The organism is Candidatus Arthromitus sp. SFB-mouse-Japan (assembly GCF_000270205.1).
Taxonomy (GTDB): Bacteria; Bacillota; Clostridia; order Clostridiales; family Clostridiaceae; genus Dwaynesavagella.
In genome coordinates this window covers 982,310-1,007,443 of the sequence record NC_015913.1, presented here as the reverse complement: position 1 = coordinate 1,007,443, position 25,134 = coordinate 982,310, and the positions used below count along the sequence as shown (strand labels likewise).

Here is a 25,134-nt window from a genome sequence, read left to right as displayed (position 1 = left end):
ATTTAAAAAATAAGTTGTATATATTATAATGGTTGTAAAAATATTCCATTTTTGAGGTGAAATTAGTTTTGTATATTGATAAATATAAGAAGGCTATTTCTTTAATTGATAATATTAATTTAGAGTTAACCTCTAATAAAGAATTAATTGAAAATGATGAATTTAGTACTTCATTAAATAATATAAGGTATATTTTAACACAAAAAACTTTTAAAGTCGCTGTTGTTGGGGCTATAAAATCTGGTAAATCTACAATATTAAATGCTTTTATTGGAAGAGATTTACTTCCAAATCAAAATGCACCATGTACAATATCCACTATAGAAATTTTTCATTCAAATGAGAATTGTAATTATGTAAAAAAGCAATTTAGTGATGGTAGTTTTGAAAATATAACATCTAATAAGAGGTTTACTTTGGAACAAATGTTTCACAGTGATATAAAAGAAGTTAGGAAAAATAATACTCACTCAACTATAGAAAGATATTTATTACATACCCCTATAAATGGTATAAAGACCTCCAAGTATGGAGATGTAATAAATAAATTTGTTTTATTAGATACTCCTGGTTTAGATGAGATTTCTACAACTAACTTTAATACGGATTATGTTAAGAAAATTTCTTTTAAAGAACTCAGAAATTCTGATGCTCTTATTATTGTTTTGGATTATCAGAATTTTATGTCAGATATAAATGGGAAAATTTTGAAATTAATTTCTAGCAATGAAAAATTGATAGAACGGGATAGAAATAAGATATTTTTTGTTATTAATAAGATTGATTTGCTTAATAGTAAGGATGAAAGTATAGATGATTGCATTGAAAAAGCTAGAGAGATGATTAAGGAGTATATACCTAGTATAAAAAATCCCAATATTAATTATGTTTCTGCAAGGCAGGCTCTTTTAGCTAGAATTGTTAAAAATAATTTTGCGTCAAAGGAAATTTTAGATGAAATTGATAGATTGTATGGATCAAAGTATACGGAAAGTATAGAGATAAATGGTTCTATTAGGCAATTTAAACTTGAACCCTCTGAGTATTGTGATAAATTGTTGGAAGAAAGTAGAATTGAGATAATAGAAGAGGAGATTTTGAATTGTATATTTTCTACTTTTGCTGAGGAAAGTTTAGAGGCTGGGATTGAAAAAATTATTGCGATTAATAATGATATAATAAATAGTCTTGATAATGATATATCGGTTATAGATAATAAATATAATATTTCTTTTACTAAGATCGAAAATATTAAATGTAAGTTATATGATTTGAAAAAGGAATTTATTGAAGTTATTAATATACCTAAGGTTTCTCTTAATATTTTAAAAAATACTATTAATGATAAGCTTGATGAGATGTCTCAGTATTTAGATAATATTGTTAATGAAATGTTACCTGTAAAAAATATTTTGGAATTTGAGAATAAAGATGACTTATTATATAAAATTAATGTTATAGAAAATAATATTAAGGAGAGTTTAAATGTTACTCTAAATAAGGTCAATGATCATATTTATAATGAATCTTTTAATACTCAAATAGAGATAAATAAAAATTTGAATGAAGCTTTTAGGAAAATCGGCGATGAGTTTAATAAGTATGTAAATGAACATATAAAGTTTAAATTTCAAATTTATAATTTTGATGATATTTGTATGAGTAATATTGATTTTAATGAGTTGAATATAACGGAAACCCAGAGTCAAGTTAAGGAGTGCGATGAGTTTAGTACCTCTACTTTTAGTTTGGGAATGGCAGCCACAAGTGTAGCAGGTAGTGCTGTTGGAGGAATTCTTGGGAAAAATCTTTCTGTTTTGGAAACGGCTATTGGTGCAACTTTTGGTGCAGGTATTGGACTTTTATATTTTTATATGAAAAAATTGAAAAGTACTAGGATAAGAGAGAGGATTATTTATTCAGTTGATATTGCAGAGTTTAAGGATAATTTTTTGGGTAAGATTAATGAAGTTTTTGAAAATATCAAGAAAGAGATATTTAAGAATGTTGATGAGTTGATAGAAAATAGTGTTTTGAGTGTAGAAAAACAATTATCCAAGTATATAAAGAAACTTGATAAAAGAATAGGTAGACTTATTAAAAATATGAAAATTAATAAAGAAAAGAGAAAAATTGAACTTAAAAATATTGATGCATTCAGGAAAAAATTTATTGGATTTAGGAAAGATCTTAATAGTATAAAGTTTAAGACTATTTATATTGGTGAAAAGAGTATAGAGTTTAATCCAGATAAACCAATCGAATTGAAAAATAATAACATATTGCTTGTTTAGGAAATTAAAGCCACTTTTAAGTTTAACTTAAAAAGTGGCTTTAACTATTTTTATATTAAATTTGATGGAGAAGATGTTTTATAGATATCATTTAATATATTTCTGCTATCTAAATTTAATTTTAATATAGAAATATCATTTATTATAAATTTTACTTCTGCAAAAATACCAATTTTAAATATATCGTATATCCTGCCGCTACTAAAACATCCCTTGGGCAAAGCTTTAAAATTATTTATTACATATCCAATTTTTCCAAATGCAGGAACAACACAAATTATAGCTTCTGCATCATAATTATTCTCAGGTTCTTTAAGTAAAATTACTTCATCATTAAGGTTAAGAATTTTTCGGTCTTTGTTAAAACCGGTTTGTATTACAGCAGTATAAATGTCATACATCATCTATCCCCCAAAATTATTTGCATTCTAATTATACCACAGTTTGTATTTTAAAGTTTTATTTATGTAATGGAAATTTGTTTAATTTAGGTGTTATAATCTAAAAAATAACGTTTTGGTTTGGAGGAAATAATGGATAATAGTTACGTAGAGATTAAAATTAAAGTTAATATAGATAATTTGGAGAATATTGAAAATATTTTTTATAAGCTTGGAAGATTTGAATTATATGTGGAGGATCCGAGACATTTATATGAAGAAAATAATTTAAATTTAGATACTTATTTTAATGAAGACGAGATTCTTGTAGATGGAAAAGAAATTTGTGTTGTTAGGTATTATATAAGTGAAAAAGAAAATGTTACTGAATTCTTAGATATTATAAAGTCGATGATTCGATATGAAAATATAGATTGTTTTATTGAAACTCAAGAAGTTCTTGAAGAAGATTGGGCTAATAATTGGAAAAAATATTATCATACCTTTAAGATTGATAATAGAGTTGTTATTAAACCTGAATGGGAAAATTATGAGAGGCTTAATGATGAAATTTTGATAAATATAGATCCAGGTATGGCATTTGGGACTGGTACACATGAAACAACTAAACTATGTATTCAGATGATGTGTAAATATATGAAGGATGATTATTTTGTTTATGATGTTGGTACTGGGTCAGGTATTCTTGGAATTTTGGCAGCTAAATTAAATGCACGTAAAGTTATTGCAATTGATCTTGATAAAGTTTCTGTTAGTGCGGCAAAGTATAATGTTAAGTTGAATAATATTTCGAATATTGAAATTATTGAGGGAAATCTTTTAGATAATATGAATGAAAAGGGAGATATCATTGTTTCCAATATAATTGCAGAAATAATCTGTGATTTGATACCTGATGTTACAAAGGTTCTTAATGAGGATGGTATTTTTATTATATCAGGTATAATTGATAGTAAGGTCAATCTTATTAAAAATAGTTTATTAAAATACAATATGGAAATTATAAATGAAAGCAAAGAGAATGGATGGTATGCTTTTGCTGTGAAAATTAAAGGAAATATGGTATAATTCAAATGTGAGGTATTTAAAATGCGGAGATTTTTTACAGATTTTGAATTTATAGAAGGTAATAATATTTTGTCAATTGATGATCAAGAAGCAAAACATATTTTGAAAGTGCTTAGATTAAGGCTTGGAGATAGATTTATAATAAGTAATTTTAACGATCAAAGTTTTGAGGCAGAAATTATAGATACAACTCTTAAAACTTGTAAGGTAAAATTATTAGATAAAATAGATATTACTAATAAAATCAAAGTTAATATAACAATATTTCAAGGTTATCCAAAAGCTGATAAACTTGAGTTTATTGTTCAGAAACTCACAGAAATTGGTATCCGTGAAATAGTACCATTATTAACTAGGAGAGTTAATGGTAAGCTTGATGTAAGTAAGTTTAAATGGGATAGATTAAATAAAATTTCTAAGGAAGCTTGTAAACAATGTGGAATATCTACAATTCCAACAATAAAATTTCCAATTAAGTTTTCGGATATAGATCAAGATGGAATAAAGAAGTATGATTTAATATTGATTCCTTATGAAAAAGAAGAGTTTAATTTGAAGGAGGTTATAAGGAGTTTTGACAGAGACGATATTAAAAATATTTGTGTATTTATAGGACCTGAAGGTGGATTTGAAGAAGATGAAGTTGATTTTATAAGAAGTTTGGGTGGTATATCCGTTGGATTAGGTAAAAATATATTACGAACAGAAACGGCGACTATATTTATTTCATCTGTATTAAAATATGAATTTGGTGATAAATAAATTAAAAATTTAAGAGGAATAAAAAATGAAGGTTGCAATTTCTACATTAGGTTGTAGGGTTAATATTTATGATACAGAAATTATGATTTCTGCTTTGAAAGAAGACGATTTTGAGGTTGTCTCTTATGATGAGTTTGCAGATGTTTATTGTATTAATACTTGTACGGTTACAAATACAAGTGATAAAAAGTCAAGGCAGTTTATATCCAAATGTAAAAAAATCAACCCAAAAGCTATTATTGCTATGGTTGGTTGTTATCCACAGGTCTCTAAAGATGAAGTATCAGAGATAAAGGATGTAAATATCATTTTGGGTAATAGGTTTAAGGGTCAATTGCCATATTACATAAGATTATTTTTGGAAACAGGAAAACAGGTTATAAAAGTTGATGATAATATTTTGAGGAATATAAGTTTTGAAGATAGAAGTATAAGAACTCTAAAAGATAAACATAGAGCATTTATTAAAATTCAGGATGGATGTAATAAGTTTTGTACATATTGTATAATCCCATTTGCACGTGGAGGGGTTTGTAGCAAGGAGCCACGCAAAATTTTTGATGAAGTTAGATCATTAGTTAGTAACGGATATAAAGAGGTTGTATTAACTGGTATTAATACAACTTCTTACGGTGATGATTTAGGTATAGATATTAATTTGGTTAGTTTGATAGAATTACTTGATGAAATAGATGGACTCGAAAGAATTAGAGTTGGTTCTGTTGATCCGGAGTTTTTTACAACAGAAATTGTTGAGAGAATGAGTAAGATAAAAAAACTTATGCCGCATTTTCATTTATCACTTCAAAGTGGATGTGATTCAGTATTGAAGAGAATGCGAAGAAAATATGATATTTCTCTTTACAAGAAAGTTGTAGAAGATCTTAGAAGAGAGATTGAAGATGTAAGTATAACTACTGATATTATAGTTGGCTTCCCAGGTGAAACTGATGATGAGTTTAATGAAACGTATAATTTTTTAAAAAATATAAAGCTTCAAGATATGCATGTATTTAAATACAGTAAAAGAAATGGAACAAAAGCAGCTGAAATGGAAAATCAGGTTGATGTCCATATAAAAGAGAAGAGAAGTAAAAGTCTTATAGATCTTAATAAATTAAATAAGATTGATTTTCAGAAGAAATATTTAGGACAAACCTTAGATGTGTTGTATTGTACAGAACTTTCAGATAATAATGGAGTTTATGGATATACGAAAAATTATATAAAAGTTGTTTTAAATGATGAAAAGAAATATTTAGGGAAGATTGTTTCGACGCGAATTGTTGATCTGGAAAATGATCACCTTATCGGACAAGCTTTAAAATAGGAGGATATAAAAATATGGAATGTATATTTTGTAAAATAATTCAGGGTGAAGTACCGTGTAAGATAATCTATGAAGATAGTTTTGTAATTGCGTTTGAGGACATTTATCCTTCTGCAACTAATCATGTACTTGTAATTCCTAAGATACATATTCAAAGTTTAAATGATATTGATGAGAAAAATATTTCATATATTGAGCATATTTTTTCAGCTATAGGTAAGATAGTTAAGCTTCTTAATATAGATGAAACAGGATATAGAATTGTAAATAATTGTGGCGGACATGCATTTCAATCTGTAAAGCATTTGCATTTTCATATTGTCGGAGGAGAAGAGCTTTCACCAACATTTTGTTAATAGACTTTAAGTTTGAAAGGATTTAATATGAAGAAGAATAATATTAAAAAAATTATTTTTGGTAGTTTGTTGTCAATATCGATTTGCTTAGGATCAGCTGTCTCTTTTGCACAAACAAAAGAAGATTATTTAGACAAATTCGTAGGGAATATCTATGGAATAATATTTAATAGAGAGGCTGATGAAGAGGGAAAAAATTATTGGATTAATCAAGTGTTGGATGAAAATATAGGTGTATTAGATTTATTAAATCAAATTTTGGATCAGCCAGAATTTGAAGAACTTAATATATCTAATGAGGAGTTTATAAATAAAAATTATGAGTTATTATTAAATAGAGAAGCTGATCAAGAGGGATTTGAATATTGGTCTGGTATTCTAGGAGACAATACATCTAAAAATGAAAGGCTAAGTCTAATTAATGAAATGGCTCATAGTGAAGAATTCATGGGTGAAATAAATAATTTGGGGATTTTATTTAAGAAGTATAAGCAAGAGCCTACAGTTGAACCTGAAAAGCGTAGTGATCTTGATGAGTTTATAAGTGATGCATATACATATCTTTTAGGAAGAGATTATGATTATGAAGGGTTTAATTATTGGAAAAATCAATTGACGTCTCAAAGTAAGGGGGCGATAGATTTAATAAATGAATTTATAAAATTAGATGAATTTAAGTCTAGGAACCTTTCTGATAGACAATTCATTAGTGAAATATATCAGGTTTTATTTAATAGAGAAGCTGATTCTGATGGACTTAATTATTGGATTTCTCTATATCAAAAAGATAAAACATCACAAAGGATGGTTAATATAGTTTTAAATATTGCTGATAATACAGAATTTTTAGATAGAATTAAAGGAATGAATATAATTTTTAAGAAAATTGATTTAAATTTATTTTATTCTGAATTATTAACAAAACAAAACAAAATTAGAGCAATAAATTCATCACAGCTATCGGAAATAAAACAAGGTATGACTTTCTTTGATATAATTGTAAAACTTGGAAGAACAAGAAATGTTTCAAATGTTGAGGGAGTAAATGTTGCAAAATATATTGTTGATGGATCCAAAGAGTTTTATTTTATATTTTCTGATCCGTCAGCTATATATAAATTTAATCCAATGGATATTTTAAATTCACAAAATTAATTTAATAAAATGTAATAATTAATTAAAAAAAAGTACATAATTAACTATGATAAAATCATTTAAATTAGTTTTGAGAAGTGCTTTATACTTGAAGTTTTCTTTATTGACATAAAAAATTATTTATTGTATAATTCTAGATGAAATCGCTAACCCAAAATGAGTATAAGGTTTGTATTTTGTACTAGCGGAGGGAGGGAAATATATGTCTGAAATAAAAGTTGGAGAAAATGAGTCTTTGGAAAGTGCATTAAAAAGATTCAAAAGAAAGTGTGCAAGAGCTGGGGTTTTATCTGAGGTTAAAAAGAGAGAACATTACGTTAAACCAAGTGTTAAAAGAAAGAAAAAATCTGAAGCCGCAAGAAAGAGAAAGTTTAAATAGCAAGTTATATATAGAGGAATAGCAGTTTTTAATTGTTATATTTTGTGGTGGTTACACCCTCCTCGACGAGCTACAAATTAAGTTATAAATTTTAGTTTTAAATTATTTTAATAATAGTTTTAAGGGTAAGTGATTGTTAGAAAGTGAAAATTTAGAGTCACATTTTATAATGTGGCTCTTTTATTTTTTTAATCTATTATTTTAATATTTTCGATTTTAGGATCCTCTGTTCCTTGAACGAATAAACCTATAGATTTTATATATTCTATATAATCAACAATTTCTTGTGTGATTATTTCACCTGGACAAAGGACAGGAATTCCAGGAGGATATGCAAGAAGAAATTCTGCACTAATTTGATCAACACTTTTTTTAAGAGGAATTGATTTTTTGTTTGATTGGAAAGCTTTTCTAGGTGAATATACTTGTTTTGGTATTTCAGGTATAGTTATATTAAATTTATTAGTATCTTTCTTTTCTGTATTTGCTCTTATATCTTTAAGTGCAGTTATTAATTTGTCAATACTTTCTTTTGTATCACCAAAAGATCCAGCAGCTAATGCGTTGTAAGCATCTGCCATTTCTAATTGAATTTTATATTTTGATGCAAGTCTTTTTTCTAATTCATATCCGCTTATTCCAAGTTTTCTGCAATTGATTGTAATTTTTGTTGGATCAAACGTAAAGAATCCACCATCATTTTTCAATTCTTCTCCAAAACAATAAAGAGAATCTATTTTGTTAATTTCTTCTCTTGCGTAATTAGCAAGCTCAATTGATTTATCTAGTAATTCTTTTCCATTGAATACAAGTTGTTTTCTTGTGCAATCAAGAGATGCGAGTATTATATATGATGGAGATGTTGTTTGTAATAAATTTAAATTTTGTCTTACTTTTGATGGTTCGATATATTTCGATTTTACATGTAAAAATGAACCTTGAGTTAATGATGATGTTATTTTGTGGGTGCTTTGTGCACATATGTCAGCTCCAGCATCCATCGCACATATTGGCAGTTTATTATTAAATATTAGATGTGGACCATGGGCTTCATCAATAAGTAATGGAATGTTATATGAATGAACGAGTGAGGCAATTTTTTTGATATCAGTTGAAACTCCATAGTAAGTTGGATTTATTAATAAAACTGCTTTAACATCAGGATTGTTTTCTAAAGATTTTTTTACTGTATTAAATGGTATACCATGAGATATAGAAAGGAATTCGTCGATATCTGGATTCATATACACAGGTATTGCCCCGCTTAAAATAATGCCAGCTGTTATGGATTTGTGGACGTTTCTAGGAATTAATATTTTATCACCACTAGATACTGCGGACATTATCATTGCTTGTATTGCAATAGTGGTTCCATTTATACAGAAGAATGAATAATCAGAGTTGTATGCATCTGCAACTAATTCTTCTGCTTTTTTTATAGATGAAGTAGGATGATGTAAACTATCGACCGATTTAAATACTGTAACATCTATTTTAAATGCGTTTTCTCCGATGAAATTTTTAAATTCTTCAGGTATACCAATTCCTTTTTTATGTCCTGGGACATGAAATGGTACTGTGTTGTTATTTACATATTTCATTAGTGAGTCAAAAATTGGTGTTTTATTTTGATCTAGCTTATACAAAGTCTTAAACCATCCTTTCAAAATATCAATACTTAATGGTTATAATAACACAAATTATAATTTCTACAACAATATTGAAGAAAATTTCTATAAGTTAAAAAAGTTGTATAAGAAATATTTAAAAGTGTGATAATACAGACAAAGGGAGTTGATAAAATGATAAACGCGATAATTAATAATGGGACAACAAAAGGATCAACTAAAAAATTGAGAAGAGAAGGTAAGGTTGTTGGGAATATTTATGGAACTGATATACCGTCAACTAAAATAATTTTAGATAAAAGAGATATAGAAGAATTACTGACTCATGGCGGTGATCATAATACTGTGCAAGTTAACCTTGAAGGTAAGAAATATAATGCAATAATTAAGGAAGTTCAAAAATGTCATATTACAAATAATATCTTGCATGTTGATTTTGAATGTTTTAATGGAGATAAAGTAATTAATGCAGAAGTTCCTGTTAATTATGTTAATGAATTTGTTGCAACTAAAAATGGAGCGATTATACAAAAGGAAAAAAGCAGTATAAAAGTTAGATGTAAAGCTAGTAAAATACCTGACAAAATTGATTTAGTTATAAAGGAACAAATGTTAGGACACGCTGTTAGGATTTCTGATATGGAAGTAGGGGATGAAATAACTATACTAGATAGTTTAGAGTCTGTAGTAGCTTCAATAAATTTTGCCAAAAACTTTGTTGACGAATCAAATGAAGTATCATCAACTGAATCAGAGATTAATTAATTATGCTATAACAGTACAAATTATCTTGTTTGTACTGTTATATTTATATATTCTCGTGGATGTAGTATAATCAAGATGTTAATATTATCTTGATGAGGTGGTAATTGTGTATAAAAAGTTGGCAGATAAGTGGTTGTCATCGAGTAATATCAGTGAAGATCATAAAAAAGAAATATATGATTTGGATGAAAAAGAATTAGAAGATAGATTTTATAAAGAGTTAGAATTTGGTACAGGTGGACTTAGAGGAATAATTGGATCTGGTGTAAATAGGATTAACATTTATACTATAGGTAAGGTTACGCAAGGTTACGCAAATTTTTTGAAGGATAAATACAAAGATCAGGAAATAAGTGTGGCTATAGCTTATGATTCTAGAATTAAGTCAGATGAATTTGCAAAGAGGGCAGGACTTATTTTTGCGGCTAATGATATAAAGGTTTATTTATATGAAAGTTTAAGACCAACACCTATGCTTTCTTTTGCAGTTAGGGAGTTGAAGTGTAAGGGTGGTATTGTTATAACAGCTTCACATAATCCCAAAGAGTATAACGGATACAAAGTTTATGGAGAAGATGGTGGACAGTTAACAGATATCTTGGCTAGTGAAGTTTATGATAGAATATGTGATGTTGATATATTTGAAGATATAAATATTTTGAGTGAAGATGAGGCTATTAGTAAATGTAAACTTGAATATATAGGAGAAAACATAGATAGAAAATATTTTGATAAAGTTAAGGAATTAGTTATAAGAAAAGATTTGGTTAAAAATCATAGCCACGAATTAAAAATAGTATATACTCCACTTCATGGTTCTGGGTTACTTCCAGTTACAAAAGTATTAGATGAATTGGGTTATTCAGATATTAAAATTGTTGAGGAGCAAAGGGATCCTGATGGCAATTTTTCGACTGTACCATATCCTAATCCAGAACTTGAGATTGTATTTGATTTACCTATAAAATTAGCCAAGAAAAATGATAGTGACTTGATTTTAGCTACTGATCCAGATTGTGATAGAGTAGGAGTTGCATCTAAAGGAAGAGATGGCGAGTATAAACTTTTGACTGGTAATCATATAGGGAGTTTATTATCTGAGTATATATTGTATTCTTTAAAAGAAGAAGGAAAGTTAAGTAATAAATCTACTATTATTAAAACGATTGTAACAACAGATGTTGTAAAAAATATTTGTGATCATTATAGCGTTAATCTAATTGAAGTATTAACTGGGTTTAAATATATAGGTGAGAAAATAAAAGAATTTGAAGTTGATGATAATAGTGAATATGTTTTTGGATTTGAAGAAAGTTACGGATATTTATTAGGTGATTTTGTTAGAGATAAGGATGCTGTTATTGCGACAAACATTATAGCTGAAATGGCATTGTACTACAAAAAGAATGGAAAAACTTTATGTGATGCTTTAGAGTGTTTATATGATAAATATGGTTTTTCTTTGGAGAATTTGGTTTCTATAGAATTAAATGGTAAAGAAGGACAAGAGAAAATTTCTAATTGTCTAGAAGTGCTAAGAGGTATGGATAAAGTTAGTATTGAGCATATGAATACGGTTAAAGTTCAAGATTATAAATATGGAATAGAGAAGGATGTTGTAAATAATACAAAGAGTAAAATAGATTTACCTTCATCAAATGTTTTAAAAGTAATATTTGAAGATGGAAGTTGGTTTGCAGCTAGGCCTTCAGGGACAGAACCAAAAATTAAATTTTATTTAAGTGTTAGGAGCAACCATAAGGAAGATATAGTTGCTAAAATGGAAGAGTTTAAGAAAAATGTATTAAATCTAATAAAGGACTGCATGAGTTAAGATTAGGAGTAAGTATGAGTTACAATATTAATGAAAGACTTTCAAATTTAATATTTATTGAGTTAAAAGATTTAACAATTTTAGATAAAATAAGCCCATATTTGTATAAAGAATTGCAGGGGAAAGATGTTCTTTTCCCTGTTGATCTAAAGCTTATAACAGATAAAAATAATCCTAAAAGTAGTGATCTTACAATGGATAAATTTTTTGTAGGGATGATTTTATGCATTGGTGGAAATGAAAAATTTATATATAACAATTACTACGAGGAAATAATATTAAATTTTGATAATAGTCAGGAGTTTTATAAGGGGTACATATATTCACTAATTCAAAAAGATGAATTGTTTGATGCGTACATAATGTTAAAAGGATTGTCTAAGATTTATTTCAATGATGAATATAAAGAGAAGTTAATAGTAGTTTTAATGAATTTAAAAGATAAGGATGAATCTTTTAATTCTGAATTAAAATTTCATATTGATGATGCAATAAAAAATTATAAAACGTTTAATAAGGTTTATTTGTATAAGGCAATAATTGAGAGAGATGAGGGTAATTATGTACTTGCACTCGATAGTATAAAAAAATATAAGGTTAAAGATGACCAAGAAATAAAAGAGTTTAAAGATCATTTAATGGCTTGTAAAGATTATCAAGATGGTAAGGAAAAAATATATTCTTCGCCTAAGGAAGCTCTGGAAAAGTTAATTCCATTAATTGATATGTTTAAAAACGATGCTTTGATATATTATTATATTGCAGTAGCACATAGGAAACTAAATATGAATCAACAGGCAATTTATTATTTAGAGAATTCTAGAAGAATAGATAGTGATATTGTTGAGGTTGTAAATGAATTAGGCTTGAACTATGCAAGTTTAGAAATGTATTCTGAGGCAATTAAATATTTTGAAACTGTATTTAAAGTTACAAATTCAATAGAAGTGTGCACAAACATAATAATGAGTTATTTGAAATTAGATGATATGCAAAATGTTAAGAAATATTTTGAAATAGCTCGTGGAATAAATAGTAATGACGAAATTTTAAAGGAGTTAGAAAAAATTATTTTATAAATTGAATTATGTATACAAATTTAACAGGATATAAAATATATACAGGAAGTAAAGATGATTTAGTAAATATAATACGTGAACATTTGTTATCAAATAAAAATGATAAATTAAACATAGTTTCTGGTAATCCAGAAGTTTTGTTAAATGGATTAAATGATAATTCCCTTAAAAAATATTTTTGTAGAGATGATAGTGTTGTCATACCAGATGGTGTTGGTATAAAGATACTTTTGAAATTACTAAAGAAAATAAATATTTGTAAGATTGCTGGAATTGATATAATGGATGAGGTTTTAAAGATTTGCAATGAGCAATCTTTAAAAATTTATTTTGTAGGTACTACAGATGAAAATTTATTATTAGCTATTGATAATATATTAAAAAAATATCCAAATATAAATATTGTTGGACATAATAATGGTTATTTTGGTGATAATTCACATGATGTTTTTCAAAGAATAAAGCAAAGTAACACTGATGTAGTATTTGTTGCTATGGGTAGCCCACGCCAAGATATTTTTATAAATAAATACATAGATATGCTTGGATGTAAATTATTTATGGGAGTTGGGGGGAGTTTTGATTTGTATGCTGGAAAGCTTAATAGAGCTCCAAGAGTGATGATAAATTTAGGATTAGAGTGGTTGTATAGGGTATTGAAGGAACCAGTAAGAATAAAGAGATTAACGAGTATACCTAAGTTTATGATGCGAAGTTTTAAATATCATTTAAAGGATAGATGCTAGTGATTAATATCTTATTTGTTTCTTGTTACTCAGTTGATATAAATAATTCTGCTAGCATAGAGTTGATATATTATATGAACTTACTTGCTAGTAGTAATAGAGATTTAAAAATACATCTTTTAACGTTAAGTTTTCCTAGTGATAGTATTTACTACGATGGAAAATTATCTAAGCTTGTAAATAAAGATATAGTTGTACATAGAGTAAATGGAAGTTTTATATTAAATAAGATGATACCTAAAAAAGTAGTTTGTAAAAATAAAACGGATATAAAATCTAAACGATTAATTTGGATTAAGAATAAAATTGTAATTATTGATCCATATACTTCTTGGATTAATAAGGCATGCAAATATTTCAAAAAATATTTGAGTGATATAAAGTTTGATATAATTATTGGAATGCATGAACCACCATCCAGTTTAATCTGTGCATATAAAATTAAAAATATGGTAAAAAAATACAATAATAGTGTAGAACTTGTATCGTATTTTAGCGATCCTTATTGTAATGAGGTAAATAGGAGAAATAGGGCTCTTTTGGTAAGACTTTTTAACAAAAGAATTGAAAATAAAATAATAATTAATAGTGATAAGTTTTTGTTTGTAACTAAAAATAACATGGAATATTATAAGAAGAACTATAAATTAACTCCAAAATCCATGGAGATAATACATAGAGGATTTGATGACAAATTATATTGTGATTCTAAGAAAAATTATCCTTCAGATTTTCAGTCAGATAAAATCAATGTATTATATGCGGGTGATATTGTTAAGGGTGTAAGAAATATAAGAGAGTTCATTAAAGCGTTAGGTTTGATTCAAATAAATTTTTCAGATTTATTTTATAAGTTAAATGTAAATTTTGTTGGCAACATAAATGACTTAGAGCAAAAAGAGTTGGCTAATGAAAGTAGTATAAAATTGAAATCGCGTATTCCATATTCTGATATTATAAATATGGTTGTTAATGCGGATATACTTCTTATATTTGGGAATAAGGAGTTTTCTCAAATACCAGCTAAGATATATGATTATATGGGATCGAATGCAATTATTTTAGCAATACTCGAAGATTATAGTGATCCATTATATGAATTGGTTAGTGGTATAAATGGGATTTATTGTTGCATTAATAATTGTGATGATATAATGAGGGCTATGTGTGATATTTTGATTAATTTTAATAGGGATATTGAGTTTAATAGAAATGAATTTAACAATAATGCAATATTATCGAAGTTATCTAAATTTTTAGATATTTAATGAGGTTTATCAATGCATATTGTAGTTATACCATCATGGTATTCAAATAGGAAAAATGCAGTTTTGGGCAGTTTTTTTAAAGAACAGGCATTAGCTCTTAAAGAATTTGGAGAAAATATTACTGTCTGTTACAATGAAATTTTACCAATATATTGCTATAATGAATTTAAGTCAATATTTAGTAGAAAAATATCGTTTAATGTCGAAGATGGATTAGATACATATAGATATAAAGATTTTAATTATTTATTACATAGTAGTATGAGGTTTAATATATTTGCCAAGAGGATCGAAAAATTAATAGATAGAGTTATCGAAGATAAAGGGAAAATAGATATACTTCATTTTCATTCTTGTTTTTGGGCAGGTATATGTGGACCATATATTAAGAAAAAATTTAATATACCATATGTTTTGACTGAACATACAGGTATAAATTATTCCAATAAGATTAAAAGAAGTTATTTGAAATATATTTATGATGCATATAACAATGCTGACAAATTGATAAGCGTTAGTAATTCTTTGAAGAGGGAATTGAAAGAGTTTGTGGGTAATGATATAAGTGTTATACATAATTTTATTGATGGCAACAAGTTTAATATTGTTACAGGAATAAGGTCTAATTTTAAATTTACCTTTTTTACATTAGGGTTTTTAGTTAAGGGTAAAGGTTTTGAAAATTTAATAGATTCTTGTGAATATCTGATCGGTAAGGGATATGATTTCGTATTGGAAATAGGTGGAGATGGATATTTAAGAAATGAGTTAGAGAAAAAGATTATTGATAAAAAACTATGCAATTATGTTAAATTTTTGGGAATTCTTAATAGGGATGAAGTTGTATTTTATATGAATAAGTGTGATGCATTTATTTTGGCATCTTCTTATGAAACCTTTGGTGTGGTATATATAGAAGCTTTAGCTTGTGGCAAACCGGTTATAGGAGTAAAAAATGGAGGGGCTGAGGATATTATTATAGATGATGTGGGTATATTGGTAGATACAAATAGCAAGGATAATTTATCTAAGGCTATAGTAGAAATGATTCTTAATATTAATAAGTATAAATATACAACTATACGCAGTTATTTCTTAAATAATTTTGAGAAAAGCATTATCATAGATAAATTAAAGGACGTGTATGTAACGTGTTTAAGTGGTTAGAATCAAAAATTTTACAGCCAGTAGGGAACAGACTTAAATTAGATTTTGATATGATTAAATTTTATATTACATTGGCATATTTGATATTTAATTTTTCCTATATCAGTATAATTGGTGAATTATCTTATCTTATAAGTGGGTTAAATTATTTATTTTATGCGGTATTTATTTTGATGTTTGTTTATGATATATATAAAAACAAGTTTGAATTTAGTTTTTATAATTGTATTTTTATTTTGTTCTTATTATCTACAGTCGTTACGATGTATTTAAATTCATATAGTATGAGTGAATATGTTAATGAAATAAAGTTTATTTTATTAGGAATGTTTCAATTTTTTATATTTTTTAATGTACTTATCAAAAATAAGGATATAAAATTAAAAATACTTTCTTCAGTTATATTGGGTATTTGTTTTATATCTCACATATTTAGTATAATTTTTTACATATTTAGGGTTAGGTTTGTTTTAAATAAGGTTTATGGATTCCATTTTGATGGTTCTTTTACAGGTATTTATGATAATGAAAATATTTTGGGGATAATTTGTTTTATAGGAATTGTATTTTCATTTATTTTTTTGAATTATTACAAAGATATTCTGTTTAAGAAGATAGCTATAATTAATATTATATTGTCGATTATAATGCTATTTTTAGTTAGTGCACGTAGTGCTGTTATTGCGTTTTTGGTATTTTGTTTTGTTTTTACAGCTATAACGTTTAAAAATAAGTGGATAGTTATATTGTTTTTTATAGTGTGTTGTTTGTTTTCTGTTTATCTATTGATTAATAATGATTTACTGATCAGGTTATTAAATGGAAGGTATGAAATTTGGGAGCAAGTATTATCTATAGTCAAAGATAATATTTTGTTCGGATATTCTAAGACGGATTCGATAAATATTTTAGCTAACAGTACTATAAGATTTTTGTCTGGGGTCAGAGAAGGTGGAACTCATAATACTTTTCTTGATATTTTGCTATCTTATGGTATTATAGCGTTGATTCTCTTTGTTTCATTTATATCTGTCTATCTTGTTAAGGTGTATACGATACTTAAAAAAAATATTGATAAATTTAATTATATAGTTTTATATTCTGCTGTATTGAGTTTTTTATTCATAGGTATGTTTGAGTCTGTATTATTGTATACGCCAAGCTTAATTGGAATTGCATTTTGGTTAATTATGGGATATGTTAAAGATGAATCTTGAATTAGAAATCTGTTAGAGGTCTAAATTCGTATCCTTGAGATTTTAATTCAAGTATTATTTCTTCCAATATTTCAGTATTAGTTTTTGATACTGCATGTAATAGGATTATAGATCCGTTGTGTATTCTACTTAAAATTTTATCTTTAGCCATTTCTTTTGATGGTTGGTTTTTAACATCAAAATCTTTGTAAGCTAAACTCCAAAATATACTTTTATATCCAAGATCATTTGTAAGTTTCATAGAATATTCACTAAATTTGCCCATAGGTGGCCGAAAATATTTAGGCATATCAGTATTTGTTATTTTTTTGTATTCTTCTTCTACATCTGTAAATTCTTTTTTAAATTTTTCAGGGTCTGTTACTTTTGCCATTGAGGGATGTGAGGAGGAGTGATTACATACTAAGTGACCTTCATTCATCATTCTTAATATTAGATCTTTATTTGTTTTAATATAAGGTTTTACAACAAAAAATGCAGCTGGTACATTTTGATTTTTTAATATATCAAGTATTTTAGATGTATAGCCATTTTCATATCCCTCATCGAATGTTAGATAGAGTATTTTCTTTTCAGTGTCTCCTAAATAGTAGCCTGAGAAATTATTTAATATAGGTATAGCGTTTTTATTTGGTTCAGGAGATATATGTTCTTTATTTGGGACTATGTACCAGTCTAGTTCCTGAGTACTTGGGTTTAAATTTGAACAGTTAGCTGTGATACTATATGATGTTTTGGTTTTTATATGAATGAAATTTGTTGATATTAAACTGGTTAATATTAGAAATGAAGTGATAATATTTTTTTTCATTTTAAATCCTCCATTTAATAAATTTAAATTTTATTGTTTTAGTATGTCTTTATTTAATTTGATAAATAAGTGTAAATATATGTTAAAAATTAATGTAGAAAGGTAGTTTTTTATGAAATTAGGTATTGTTGGTTTACCAAACGTTGGTAAAAGCACTTTGTTTAATGCTATCACTAAGGCAGGAGCAGAATCTGCTAATTATCCATTTTGTACTATAGAGCCTAATGTAGGTATTGTTACAGTGCCTGATAATAGGTTGGATGAATTAGAAAAGATATATGATACTAAGAAAAAGGTTTACGCTTCAATTGAATTTTATGATATTGCTGGATTAGTTAAGGGAGCTAGTCAAGGAGAGGGACTTGGAAATAAATTTTTATCCCATATTCGTGAAGTTGAGGCAATAGTTCATGTTGTAAGATGTTTTGAAGATAGCAATATCGTTCATGTTAATGGTCAAGTTGATCCATTAGATGATATAGAAATTATAAATTTGGAGTTAATTTTGTCTGATTTGGAAATCGTTCAGAGAAGAATAGATAAGATCATAAAGTTAGCAAGATCTGGAGATAAAGATTCCAAAATAGAGCTTGATATTTTGGAAAGAGTTAAGGTTCACTTAGAACAAGGTAAAATGGTTAGAAGTATGGATTTGACCAAAGAGGAAGAGGAAAGGGTTAAGAAGTATTTTTTGATAACCAGCAAGAAGACTCTTTATGCTTGTAATATATCTGAAGATGAATTTATTAATAAGATAGAAAATGATATGGTTAAGAAAGTCAAGGAATTTGCTTTGAATGAAAAATCTGAAGCAATTACTCTTTGTGCGAAATTTGAGGAGGAGTTGTCTTCGCTTGATGAAGATGATAGATCTCAAATGATGGAAGAGTATGATATTAAAGAATCGGGGTTGGATCAATTAATTGTTAAGAGTTATAGTTTGCTTGGTCTTATAAGTTATTTAACTGCTGGAGTTCAGGAAGTAAGAGCTTGGACTATAACTGAAGGAACTAAGGCACCTCAAGCAGCAGGTAAAATTCACTCAGATATTGAACGTGGGTTTATACGTGCAGAAGTTATATCTTATGATAAAATGATTGAGTGTAAGAGTGAGGTTGCTGCTAAAGAAAAGGGATATTATCGTTTAGAAGGGAAAGAATATGTAGTTAGAGATGGGGACATCATAAATTTTAGGTTTAATGTTTAATTTAAATTTTTTGGGGTTATCTTATGATAACCTTTATTTTTATTCAAGCGATACTTTATATTATGTATAATTGAATTTATAATATTTTATTTTAAGGAGAGTTGTTGTGATAAAAGAATATATTGATGAATTGTTCAAATTCAATGATTTGTCAGACGATAAACTTTTATATATCTTAGAAAATATTGACGAAGATAGTCAGGAATACTTAATAGAGAAGTCACATGAAACTAGAATGAGAACTTATGGAAATAAAGTTTTTATGAGAGGTCTTATTGAGTTTACTAATTATTGTAAGAAAAATTGTGAGTATTGTGGTATACAGGGAAAAAACAAAAAGGCAGATAGGTATAGACTTACTTATGATCAGATAATGGAATGTGCAATTATTGGAGATAGGCTTGGTTATAAGACTTATGTGTTGCAGGGAGGTGAAGATCCTTATTTTACTGATGACAGGATGATTGAAATCATAAAAGGAATTAAGAAAATGTTTCCTAATAACGCTATAACTTTATCTTTAGGTGAGAGAAGTTATGATTCTTATAAGAAGATGTTTGATGCTGGAGCAGATAGATACTTGTTAAGGCATGAAACGGCTTCAAAAGAATTGTATGAGTGGCTTCATCCAGGGGAGGTTTTTGGAGATAGGATAAAATGTCTTTATAATCTCAAGGAGATAGGGTATCAATTTGGTGCTGGATTTATGGTTGGATTACCTAGGCAAACGAAGAAAGATTTGGTTAAAGATTTGAGATTCGTTAAGGAAATTGAACCCCATATGTGTGGTATTGGTCCTTTTATACCTCAGAAGGAAACATCTCTTGGTGGGTATACTGCTGGAACTTTGGAAGATACTGTTATTATGCTTGCACTTGTTAGACTTCTTTTGCCTAATGTTTTATTACCTGCAACAACAGCTCTTGGGAGTATTGATAAGATGGGAAGGGAAAAAGGTATAAAGGCAGGTGGCAATGTTGTTATGCCAAATTTGTCTCCTACTAATGTTAGAGAAAAATATGCTCTTTATGATGGTAAAATTTGTACTGGTGACGAGGCCGCAGAGTGTAGAAAATGTATAGAGAGAAGGATGAATAATGCAGGTTTTGAAATCGCTGTGACTCGAGGTGATAATGTTAAGTGGAGTCAGGATAATCCTGATGTTAAGCAATATGATGAACAGCAAGTTTCTATAAATAGTATACTTGGATTTTAATTTATAAGGGGGGTATTTATGTTTATTGATCATGATTATATTGAAAAAATTTTGGATGAGAGTAGACTTGTATCGAAAGAGGATGTACAAGTTGTAATTAATAAGGCTAAAAATAAGGAAGGTCTTAATCATAAAGATGTTGCGATATTGCTTCAGCTTGAAGATAAAGATCAATTAGATAGTATTTATAAAATTGCGGGAGAGATAAAAGAATCTATTTATGGAAAGAGAATAGTTATGTTTGCTCCTTTGTATGTTAGCAATCATTGTATCAATAATTGCTTATATTGTGGTTATAGAAGAGATAATAAATTTGAAAGAAGGAAATTAACTCAAGAAGAAATTAAAAATGAGGTTAAGATTTTGGAAAGCATGGGTCATAAAAGACTTGCACTTGAAGTTGGAGAAGATCCTGTGAATGTTCCAATTGATTATATTCTGGAATGTATTGATACGATTTATAAAACTCAAAATGATAATGGAGAAATTAGACGTATTAATGTAAATATTGCAGCAACCACTGTTGAAAATTATAGAAAATTGAAGAATGCTAATATAGGTACTTATATATTGTTTCAAGAAACTTATCATAAGCCAACTTATGAAAAGATGCATCCTAAATCAATAAAAGGAGACTATAATTATCATTTAACTTCATTTGATAGGGCTATGGAGGCTGGAATTGATGATGTTGGAGCAGGTGTTTTATTTGGTTTAGCTGATCCTAAATTTGAGGTTTTGGCACTTATGTTGCATAATGAGCATTTGGAAGAAAAGTTCAATGTAGGATTCCATACAATTTCTGTCCCACGTCTTAAGAAGGCAGAAGGTATGAATTTAGAGGATTTTCCAAATGTTTTAGATGATGAAACTTTTAAAAAGATTGTAGCAATTATAAGAATAGCTGTTCCTTTTACTGGGATAATCTTGTCTACTCGAGAAAATCAAGAGATGAGAAGAGAACTTTTAAGATATGGGGTTTCTCAGATTAGTGCAGGGTCTGTGACAGGAGTTGGAGGATATAAAGAAAAAGAAGATAGGAAAAGTGTTAATCAATTTGAGACATGTGATGATAGAAGTCCTCTTGAAGTATTAAAAGGTCTTGTTAATGATGGATATATTCCAAGTTATTGTACTGCTTGTTATAGAAAAGGTAGAACTGGGGAAAGATTTATGAGTCTTGCTAAAACTGGACAAATACAGAATGTTTGTGAGCCCAATGCATTGATGAGCTTGGTAGAATATGCACTTGATTATGGTGATGATGAGATTAGGAATAAGGTAGATAAACTTATTGATAATATTAAAGATGATTTTGAAAAGAAACATGTCCGTGAGATGATTGAGAAAAGAATAGAAAGATTAAGGAATGGAGAAAGGGATTTATATGTTTAGCACTCCAAATTCCAATAGAAAGCATATTGGAATTTATGGAAAGACGAATGCTGGGAAATCTTCTTTAATTAATAAGATTATGGAACAAAATGTTTCTATTGTTTCACCGATTGGAGGAACTACTACAGATCCAGTTTTAAAACCAATGGAACTTATACCGATAGGACCTGTTTTGTTTATTGATACAGCAGGAAGTAACGATAATACAGAACTTGGAGTGTTAAGATTTAATAAGACATATGATACGTTAAAGAGAGTTGATCTTTCTATATATGTGTTTGATTGTAACGATTTAGATAAACATTCATATGAGAAAATGAGGGTTAATTTTAAGAAATTTAATATACCTCATATAGTTGTTATAAATAAGGTTGATTTGTTAGATAATTTGGATCGTGAAGAATTAAATAATAATTTTGAAAGTCCTATATTTGTTTCAACGGAGAGCGGAGAAGGTATTGACGATTTAAAGAATAGAATAATTAAAATCTTTACTGAAAGTGAGCATGATATCCCTATAATTGGAGATATCCTTCCTTATAATAGTAAGGTCGTTATGGTCGTACCAATAGATTCAGAGGCACCAAAGGGGAGAATAATTTTGCCACAAGTTCAATGTATTCGTGATTGTTTAGATCATGGTATAAAGAGCTATGTTTTGAGGGATACAGAACTTGAAGAAGGTATAAAGGATCTGAAGGATATTGATCTTGTTATAACAGATTCACAAGCTTTTAAAAAAGTTTCGGAGATTGTACCAAAGAATATACCTTTAACTAGTTTTTCTATTTTGTTTGCAAGGCATAAGGGAAATTTAGAGAGTTTTGTTAAAGGTGTTAAGAGGATTGAAAAATTGAATAAAGATTCAAAAATATTGATTGCAGAGAGTTGTAGTCACAATATTTCACATGAAGATATTGGAAGAGTTAAAATTCCAAGATTATTAAATAAGCGTGTTGGATATGAACTTAAATATGATTTTTATGTTGGCAATGATTTTCCTGAAAATATTGACGAATATGATTTGGTTATACATTGTGGTGCTTGTATGATAAATAGGAAAAGTGTTATTAATCGCATTAATTTTTGTCAAGAGAAGGAAATTAGTATTACAAATTATGGGGTTGTATTAGCTTATTTGACTGGAATACTTGAAAGATCGATAGAAATATTTAAAAAGAAAGAGAACAATTAATTGTTCTCTTTCTTTTTGTATTTTTGGTGTAATATTTCGTGTGCCAATCCTTTTCCAGGTTTCCCCATATAAGTATCATACATTTTTAGTAAGGCAGGATTGTGATGAGATTTTCTATATTTTAAATTTTTATCTTGATTATATAGAACATTTCCACGCAATTTTTTATAATCGATCTTACTTCTCATTTCAGGAGTAACGTAAGGTTGACCTCCACCATTAATGCATCCACCATAACATGCCATAACTTCAATGAAGTGATATTGTTTTTTCTCGAGTAAATTGTCTTTCATCATTTTGAAAAAGTTAGATGCACCATTAACAACGGCTACGGTGTATTCTTTATTATTAATTTCAACAGTTGCTTCTTTGATTCCTTCGAAACCACGAACATCTTTATATTCAATTTTGTCAAGATCTTTATTTTCAAGCATATCTTTTGCACTTCTTAGGGCAGCTTCCATAACTCCACCAGTAACTCCAAAGATTGCTCCAGCTCCAGTATAAAGTCCCATAGCCTCATCTAATTCTCCATCCTCAAGAGATGAAAAGTCTATTTTTAATTCTTTTAGCATTCTTCCAAATTCACGAGTAGTTATAACAGCATCAATGTTTCTTATTCCATTATTAACCATTTCAGGTCTATCAGCTTCAAATTTTTTAGCTGTACAAGGCATTATGGTTACAGTAAATACTTTTTTTGGATCAAGATTTTCTATAGCTGGATAGTATGATTTACTTGCAGCACCAAAAATTTGTTGAGGTGATTTTGCTGTAGAAAAATTGTCTAAAAGTTCTGGAAAATAATTTTCAGCAAGTCTTACCCAGCCAGGACAACATGAAGTAAACATTGGGAAATTTGTATCATTATTTTTAATTTTGTTTACAAGTTCTGTTGCTTCTTCCATTATAGTTAAGTCAGCACCAAAGTTTAGATCAAATATTTTATCAAATCCAATTTTTCTTAATGCAGTGTAAATTTTGTTTGTAACATCAACTCCATAATCCATTTTAAACAGTTCACCTAAAGCAGTTCTAACAGACGGAGCCATAGCAACAATTACATGAATATCTGGATTTTCGAGTGCTTCTTTAACTCTTTCAATATGTGATTTTTCAGATAATGCATCAACAGGGCAAACATTTACACACTGACCACAGAGTATACAATTTGTATCATCGAAACAATCTAAATGTTGTGGTCCAACAACAATTTCTCCATTTATATCATGAAAAATTATTGATTCAGTTCCAACACGTTCTTTGCAAACAGCAACGCATCTTCCACATTTTATACATTTTGATCTATCTAAAACTATTGATTTACTCCTACTATCTATGTATTCTTCATGATTTTTAACAATAAATGGCTTAGATGCTCGAGCTTTAGTTTTTACAACCATAGGTAAAAGTTCGCAAGTCTCACGACGTTTACATTTACCACAAGTAAAATTATGGGAATCAAGAATTTTTGAGATATTTTCTTTTACTTTTTCATTTGCTCTTTCACTATTTGTTCTTATTAACATTCCATCTTCAGCTAAAGTCGAACAAGCATGAACGATTTCGCCAGTCCCTTCAATTTCAACCATACATGTTCCGCAACGATTTACATTTAAACAATTTTCCATAAAACATAGTGTTTTAATTTCTATGTTATTATCTTTGGCAATTTGTAGTATAGTTTTCCCTTTCTCAACTGATATTTTTTTATCATTTATAATTACCTCAATCATTAAATTACCTCCAAAACTTTAGAAATCTCACTAATAATTTTCATTTACTATGTTTTAATTTTAACATATTTTAAACAAACTAGCATTAAAAATACGTGAAATTTATATTTTAGTCTTATAATTTT

At 27.9% G+C, this 25,134-nt stretch carries 22 protein-coding genes; 18 read left to right on the top strand and 4 right to left on the bottom strand.

Translation table 11 applies throughout. The annotated features are described in order from the left end of the window. Window positions 1-68: 68 nt before the first annotated feature. A complete protein-coding gene (locus SFBM_RS04850) occupies window positions 69-2,294 on the top strand; it encodes a dynamin family protein (RefSeq protein ID WP_007440036.1) in 2,226 nt (741 codons plus the stop codon). A 50-nt stretch (window positions 2,295-2,344) separates the two neighbouring features. Here SFBM_RS04850 and SFBM_RS04845 read toward each other — a convergent pair whose 3' ends face one another. Further along, window positions 2,345-2,698 (bottom strand): hypothetical protein, encoded by a 354-nt coding sequence (locus SFBM_RS04845; protein ID WP_005805971.1) that lies wholly within the window; start codon window positions 2,696-2,698, stop codon window positions 2,345-2,347. A gap of 129 nt (window positions 2,699-2,827) precedes the next feature. On the opposite strand from SFBM_RS04845, the gene prmA reads away from it, so the two are divergent. The 6 genes from prmA (at window position 2,828) to rpsU (ending at window position 7,745) form a co-directional block, all read left to right on the top strand. After that, window positions 2,828-3,763 (top strand): 50S ribosomal protein L11 methyltransferase, encoded by a 936-nt coding sequence (prmA, locus tag SFBM_RS04840; protein ID WP_005805973.1) that lies wholly within the window; start codon window positions 2,828-2,830, stop codon window positions 3,761-3,763. A gap of 21 nt (window positions 3,764-3,784) precedes the next feature. Further along, window positions 3,785-4,525 carry an RsmE family RNA methyltransferase gene (locus tag SFBM_RS04835; RefSeq protein ID WP_005805974.1) on the top strand — a complete coding sequence of 247 codons (741 nt, stop codon included), beginning with the start codon at window positions 3,785-3,787 and terminating at the stop codon, window positions 4,523-4,525. A gap of 25 nt (window positions 4,526-4,550) precedes the next feature. Beyond that, window positions 4,551-5,855 carry a tRNA (N(6)-L-threonylcarbamoyladenosine(37)-C(2))-methylthiotransferase MtaB gene (gene mtaB / locus SFBM_RS04830; RefSeq protein WP_005805976.1) on the top strand — a complete coding sequence of 435 codons (1,305 nt, stop codon included), beginning with the start codon at window positions 4,551-4,553 and terminating at the stop codon, window positions 5,853-5,855. Window positions 5,856-5,869: 14 nt separating this feature from the next. Continuing rightward, the gene (locus SFBM_RS04825) at window positions 5,870-6,211 is read left to right on the top strand and encodes a histidine triad nucleotide-binding protein (RefSeq protein ID WP_005805977.1); all 342 of its coding nucleotides are present in this window, start codon (window positions 5,870-5,872) and stop codon (window positions 6,209-6,211) included. Between the two features lie 27 nt (window positions 6,212-6,238). Beyond that, window positions 6,239-7,366, top strand: a complete 1,128-nt coding sequence (locus tag SFBM_RS04820; RefSeq protein ID WP_005805979.1) for a DUF4214 domain-containing protein — start codon at window positions 6,239-6,241, stop codon at window positions 7,364-7,366. Between the two features lie 202 nt (window positions 7,367-7,568). Beyond that, complete coding sequence (rpsU, locus tag SFBM_RS04815; RefSeq protein ID WP_005805980.1) at window positions 7,569-7,745, top strand: 30S ribosomal protein S21; 177 nt, start codon at window positions 7,569-7,571, stop codon at window positions 7,743-7,745. 188 nt (window positions 7,746-7,933) lie between these two features. Here rpsU and SFBM_RS04810 read toward each other — a convergent pair whose 3' ends face one another. Then, window positions 7,934-9,391: an aminotransferase class I/II-fold pyridoxal phosphate-dependent enzyme gene (locus tag SFBM_RS04810; protein ID WP_007442964.1), complete on the bottom strand. Its 1,458-nt coding sequence runs from the start codon at window positions 9,389-9,391 to the stop codon at window positions 7,934-7,936. Window positions 9,392-9,547: 156 nt separating this feature from the next. Here SFBM_RS04810 and SFBM_RS04805 point away from each other — a divergent pair, with 156 nt between their 5' ends. From SFBM_RS04805 to SFBM_RS04775, 7 genes are all read left to right on the top strand, one after another. Then, complete coding sequence (locus tag SFBM_RS04805; RefSeq protein WP_007440052.1) at window positions 9,548-10,138, top strand: 50S ribosomal protein L25; 591 nt, start codon at window positions 9,548-9,550, stop codon at window positions 10,136-10,138. Between the two features lie 106 nt (window positions 10,139-10,244). Beyond that, window positions 10,245-11,972: a phospho-sugar mutase gene (locus tag SFBM_RS04800; RefSeq protein WP_005805986.1), complete on the top strand. Its 1,728-nt coding sequence runs from the start codon at window positions 10,245-10,247 to the stop codon at window positions 11,970-11,972. Window positions 11,973-11,986: 14 nt separating this feature from the next. After that, window positions 11,987-13,051 carry a tetratricopeptide repeat protein gene (locus tag SFBM_RS04795; RefSeq protein WP_005805987.1) on the top strand — a complete coding sequence of 355 codons (1,065 nt, stop codon included), beginning with the start codon at window positions 11,987-11,989 and terminating at the stop codon, window positions 13,049-13,051. A gap of 8 nt (window positions 13,052-13,059) precedes the next feature. Further along, window positions 13,060-13,797 carry a WecB/TagA/CpsF family glycosyltransferase gene (locus tag SFBM_RS04790; RefSeq protein WP_005805988.1) on the top strand — a complete coding sequence of 246 codons (738 nt, stop codon included), beginning with the start codon at window positions 13,060-13,062 and terminating at the stop codon, window positions 13,795-13,797. Further along, window positions 13,791-15,065, top strand: coding sequence for a hypothetical protein (locus SFBM_RS04785; RefSeq protein ID WP_014017975.1), 1,275 nt, complete (start codon window positions 13,791-13,793; stop codon window positions 15,063-15,065). The genes SFBM_RS04790 and SFBM_RS04785 overlap by 7 nt, the downstream gene beginning before the upstream one ends. Window positions 15,066-15,077: 12 nt before the next feature. Further along, window positions 15,078-16,232: a glycosyltransferase gene (locus tag SFBM_RS04780; RefSeq protein WP_005805992.1), complete on the top strand. Its 1,155-nt coding sequence runs from the start codon at window positions 15,078-15,080 to the stop codon at window positions 16,230-16,232. After that, window positions 16,217-17,449 carry an O-antigen ligase family protein gene (locus SFBM_RS04775; protein ID WP_005805994.1) on the top strand — a complete coding sequence of 411 codons (1,233 nt, stop codon included), beginning with the start codon at window positions 16,217-16,219 and terminating at the stop codon, window positions 17,447-17,449. The genes SFBM_RS04780 and SFBM_RS04775 overlap by 16 nt, the downstream gene beginning before the upstream one ends. A 1-nt stretch (window position 17,450) precedes the next feature. On the opposite strand, the gene pdaA is transcribed toward SFBM_RS04775, so the two are convergent. After that, window positions 17,451-18,260 (bottom strand): delta-lactam-biosynthetic de-N-acetylase, encoded by an 810-nt coding sequence (pdaA, locus tag SFBM_RS04770; RefSeq protein ID WP_005805996.1) that lies wholly within the window; start codon window positions 18,258-18,260, stop codon window positions 17,451-17,453. A 112-nt stretch (window positions 18,261-18,372) separates the two neighbouring features. Between pdaA and ychF the strand changes: the two genes are divergently transcribed. The 4 genes from ychF to hydF all read left to right on the top strand — a co-directional run bounded on the left by ychF (window position 18,373) and on the right by hydF (window position 23,273). Next, window positions 18,373-19,467, top strand: coding sequence for a redox-regulated ATPase YchF (gene ychF, locus SFBM_RS04765; RefSeq protein WP_005805997.1), 1,095 nt, complete (start codon window positions 18,373-18,375; stop codon window positions 19,465-19,467). Window positions 19,468-19,573: 106 nt separating this feature from the next. Beyond that, window positions 19,574-20,683 (top strand): [FeFe] hydrogenase H-cluster radical SAM maturase HydE, encoded by a 1,110-nt coding sequence (gene hydE / locus SFBM_RS04760; protein WP_005805999.1) that lies wholly within the window; start codon window positions 19,574-19,576, stop codon window positions 20,681-20,683. Window positions 20,684-20,701: 18 nt separating this feature from the next. Then, complete coding sequence (hydG, locus tag SFBM_RS04755; protein WP_005806001.1) at window positions 20,702-22,078, top strand: [FeFe] hydrogenase H-cluster radical SAM maturase HydG; 1,377 nt, start codon at window positions 20,702-20,704, stop codon at window positions 22,076-22,078. Further along, the gene (hydF, locus tag SFBM_RS04750; RefSeq protein WP_007441086.1) at window positions 22,071-23,273 is read left to right on the top strand and encodes a [FeFe] hydrogenase H-cluster maturation GTPase HydF; all 1,203 of its coding nucleotides are present in this window, start codon (window positions 22,071-22,073) and stop codon (window positions 23,271-23,273) included. The genes hydG and hydF overlap by 8 nt, the downstream gene beginning before the upstream one ends. Here hydF and SFBM_RS04745 read toward each other — a convergent pair. Further along, window positions 23,270-25,009 (bottom strand): ferredoxin hydrogenase, encoded by a 1,740-nt coding sequence (locus SFBM_RS04745; RefSeq protein WP_005806004.1) that lies wholly within the window; start codon window positions 25,007-25,009, stop codon window positions 23,270-23,272. The two genes, hydF and SFBM_RS04745, sit on opposite strands and share 4 nt — an antisense overlap. Between the last annotated feature and the right edge of the window lie 125 nt (window positions 25,010-25,134).

What these genes read in the sequence shown, in the direction of transcription:
- SFBM_RS04845 (WP_005805971.1), bottom strand. Translation starts at nt 2,698, where the DNA reads ATGATGTATGACATTTATACTGCTGTAATACAAACCGGTTTTAACAAA.
- prmA (WP_005805973.1), top strand. Translation starts at nt 2,828, where the DNA reads ATGGATAATAGTTACGTAGAGATTAAAATTAAAGTTAATATAGATAAT.
- SFBM_RS04835 (WP_005805974.1), top strand. Translation starts at nt 3,785, where the DNA reads ATGCGGAGATTTTTTACAGATTTTGAATTTATAGAAGGTAATAATATT.
- mtaB (WP_005805976.1), top strand. Translation starts at nt 4,551, where the DNA reads ATGAAGGTTGCAATTTCTACATTAGGTTGTAGGGTTAATATTTATGAT.
- SFBM_RS04825 (WP_005805977.1), top strand. Translation starts at nt 5,870, where the DNA reads ATGGAATGTATATTTTGTAAAATAATTCAGGGTGAAGTACCGTGTAAG.
- SFBM_RS04820 (WP_005805979.1), top strand. Translation starts at nt 6,239, where the DNA reads ATGAAGAAGAATAATATTAAAAAAATTATTTTTGGTAGTTTGTTGTCA.
- rpsU (WP_005805980.1), top strand. Translation starts at nt 7,569, where the DNA reads ATGTCTGAAATAAAAGTTGGAGAAAATGAGTCTTTGGAAAGTGCATTA.
- SFBM_RS04805 (WP_007440052.1), top strand. Translation starts at nt 9,548, where the DNA reads ATGATAAACGCGATAATTAATAATGGGACAACAAAAGGATCAACTAAA.
- SFBM_RS04795 (WP_005805987.1), top strand. Translation starts at nt 11,987, where the DNA reads ATGAGTTACAATATTAATGAAAGACTTTCAAATTTAATATTTATTGAG.
- SFBM_RS04790 (WP_005805988.1), top strand. Translation starts at nt 13,060, where the DNA reads ATGTATACAAATTTAACAGGATATAAAATATATACAGGAAGTAAAGAT.
- SFBM_RS04785 (WP_014017975.1), top strand. Translation starts at nt 13,791, where the DNA reads ATGCTAGTGATTAATATCTTATTTGTTTCTTGTTACTCAGTTGATATA.
- SFBM_RS04780 (WP_005805992.1), top strand. Translation starts at nt 15,078, where the DNA reads ATGCATATTGTAGTTATACCATCATGGTATTCAAATAGGAAAAATGCA.
- pdaA (WP_005805996.1), bottom strand. Translation starts at nt 18,260, where the DNA reads ATGAAAAAAAATATTATCACTTCATTTCTAATATTAACCAGTTTAATA.
- ychF (WP_005805997.1), top strand. Translation starts at nt 18,373, where the DNA reads ATGAAATTAGGTATTGTTGGTTTACCAAACGTTGGTAAAAGCACTTTG.
- hydG (WP_005806001.1), top strand. Translation starts at nt 20,702, where the DNA reads ATGTTTATTGATCATGATTATATTGAAAAAATTTTGGATGAGAGTAGA.
- hydF (WP_007441086.1), top strand. Translation starts at nt 22,071, where the DNA reads ATGTTTAGCACTCCAAATTCCAATAGAAAGCATATTGGAATTTATGGA.
- SFBM_RS04745 (WP_005806004.1), bottom strand. Translation starts at nt 25,009, where the DNA reads ATGATTGAGGTAATTATAAATGATAAAAAAATATCAGTTGAGAAAGGG.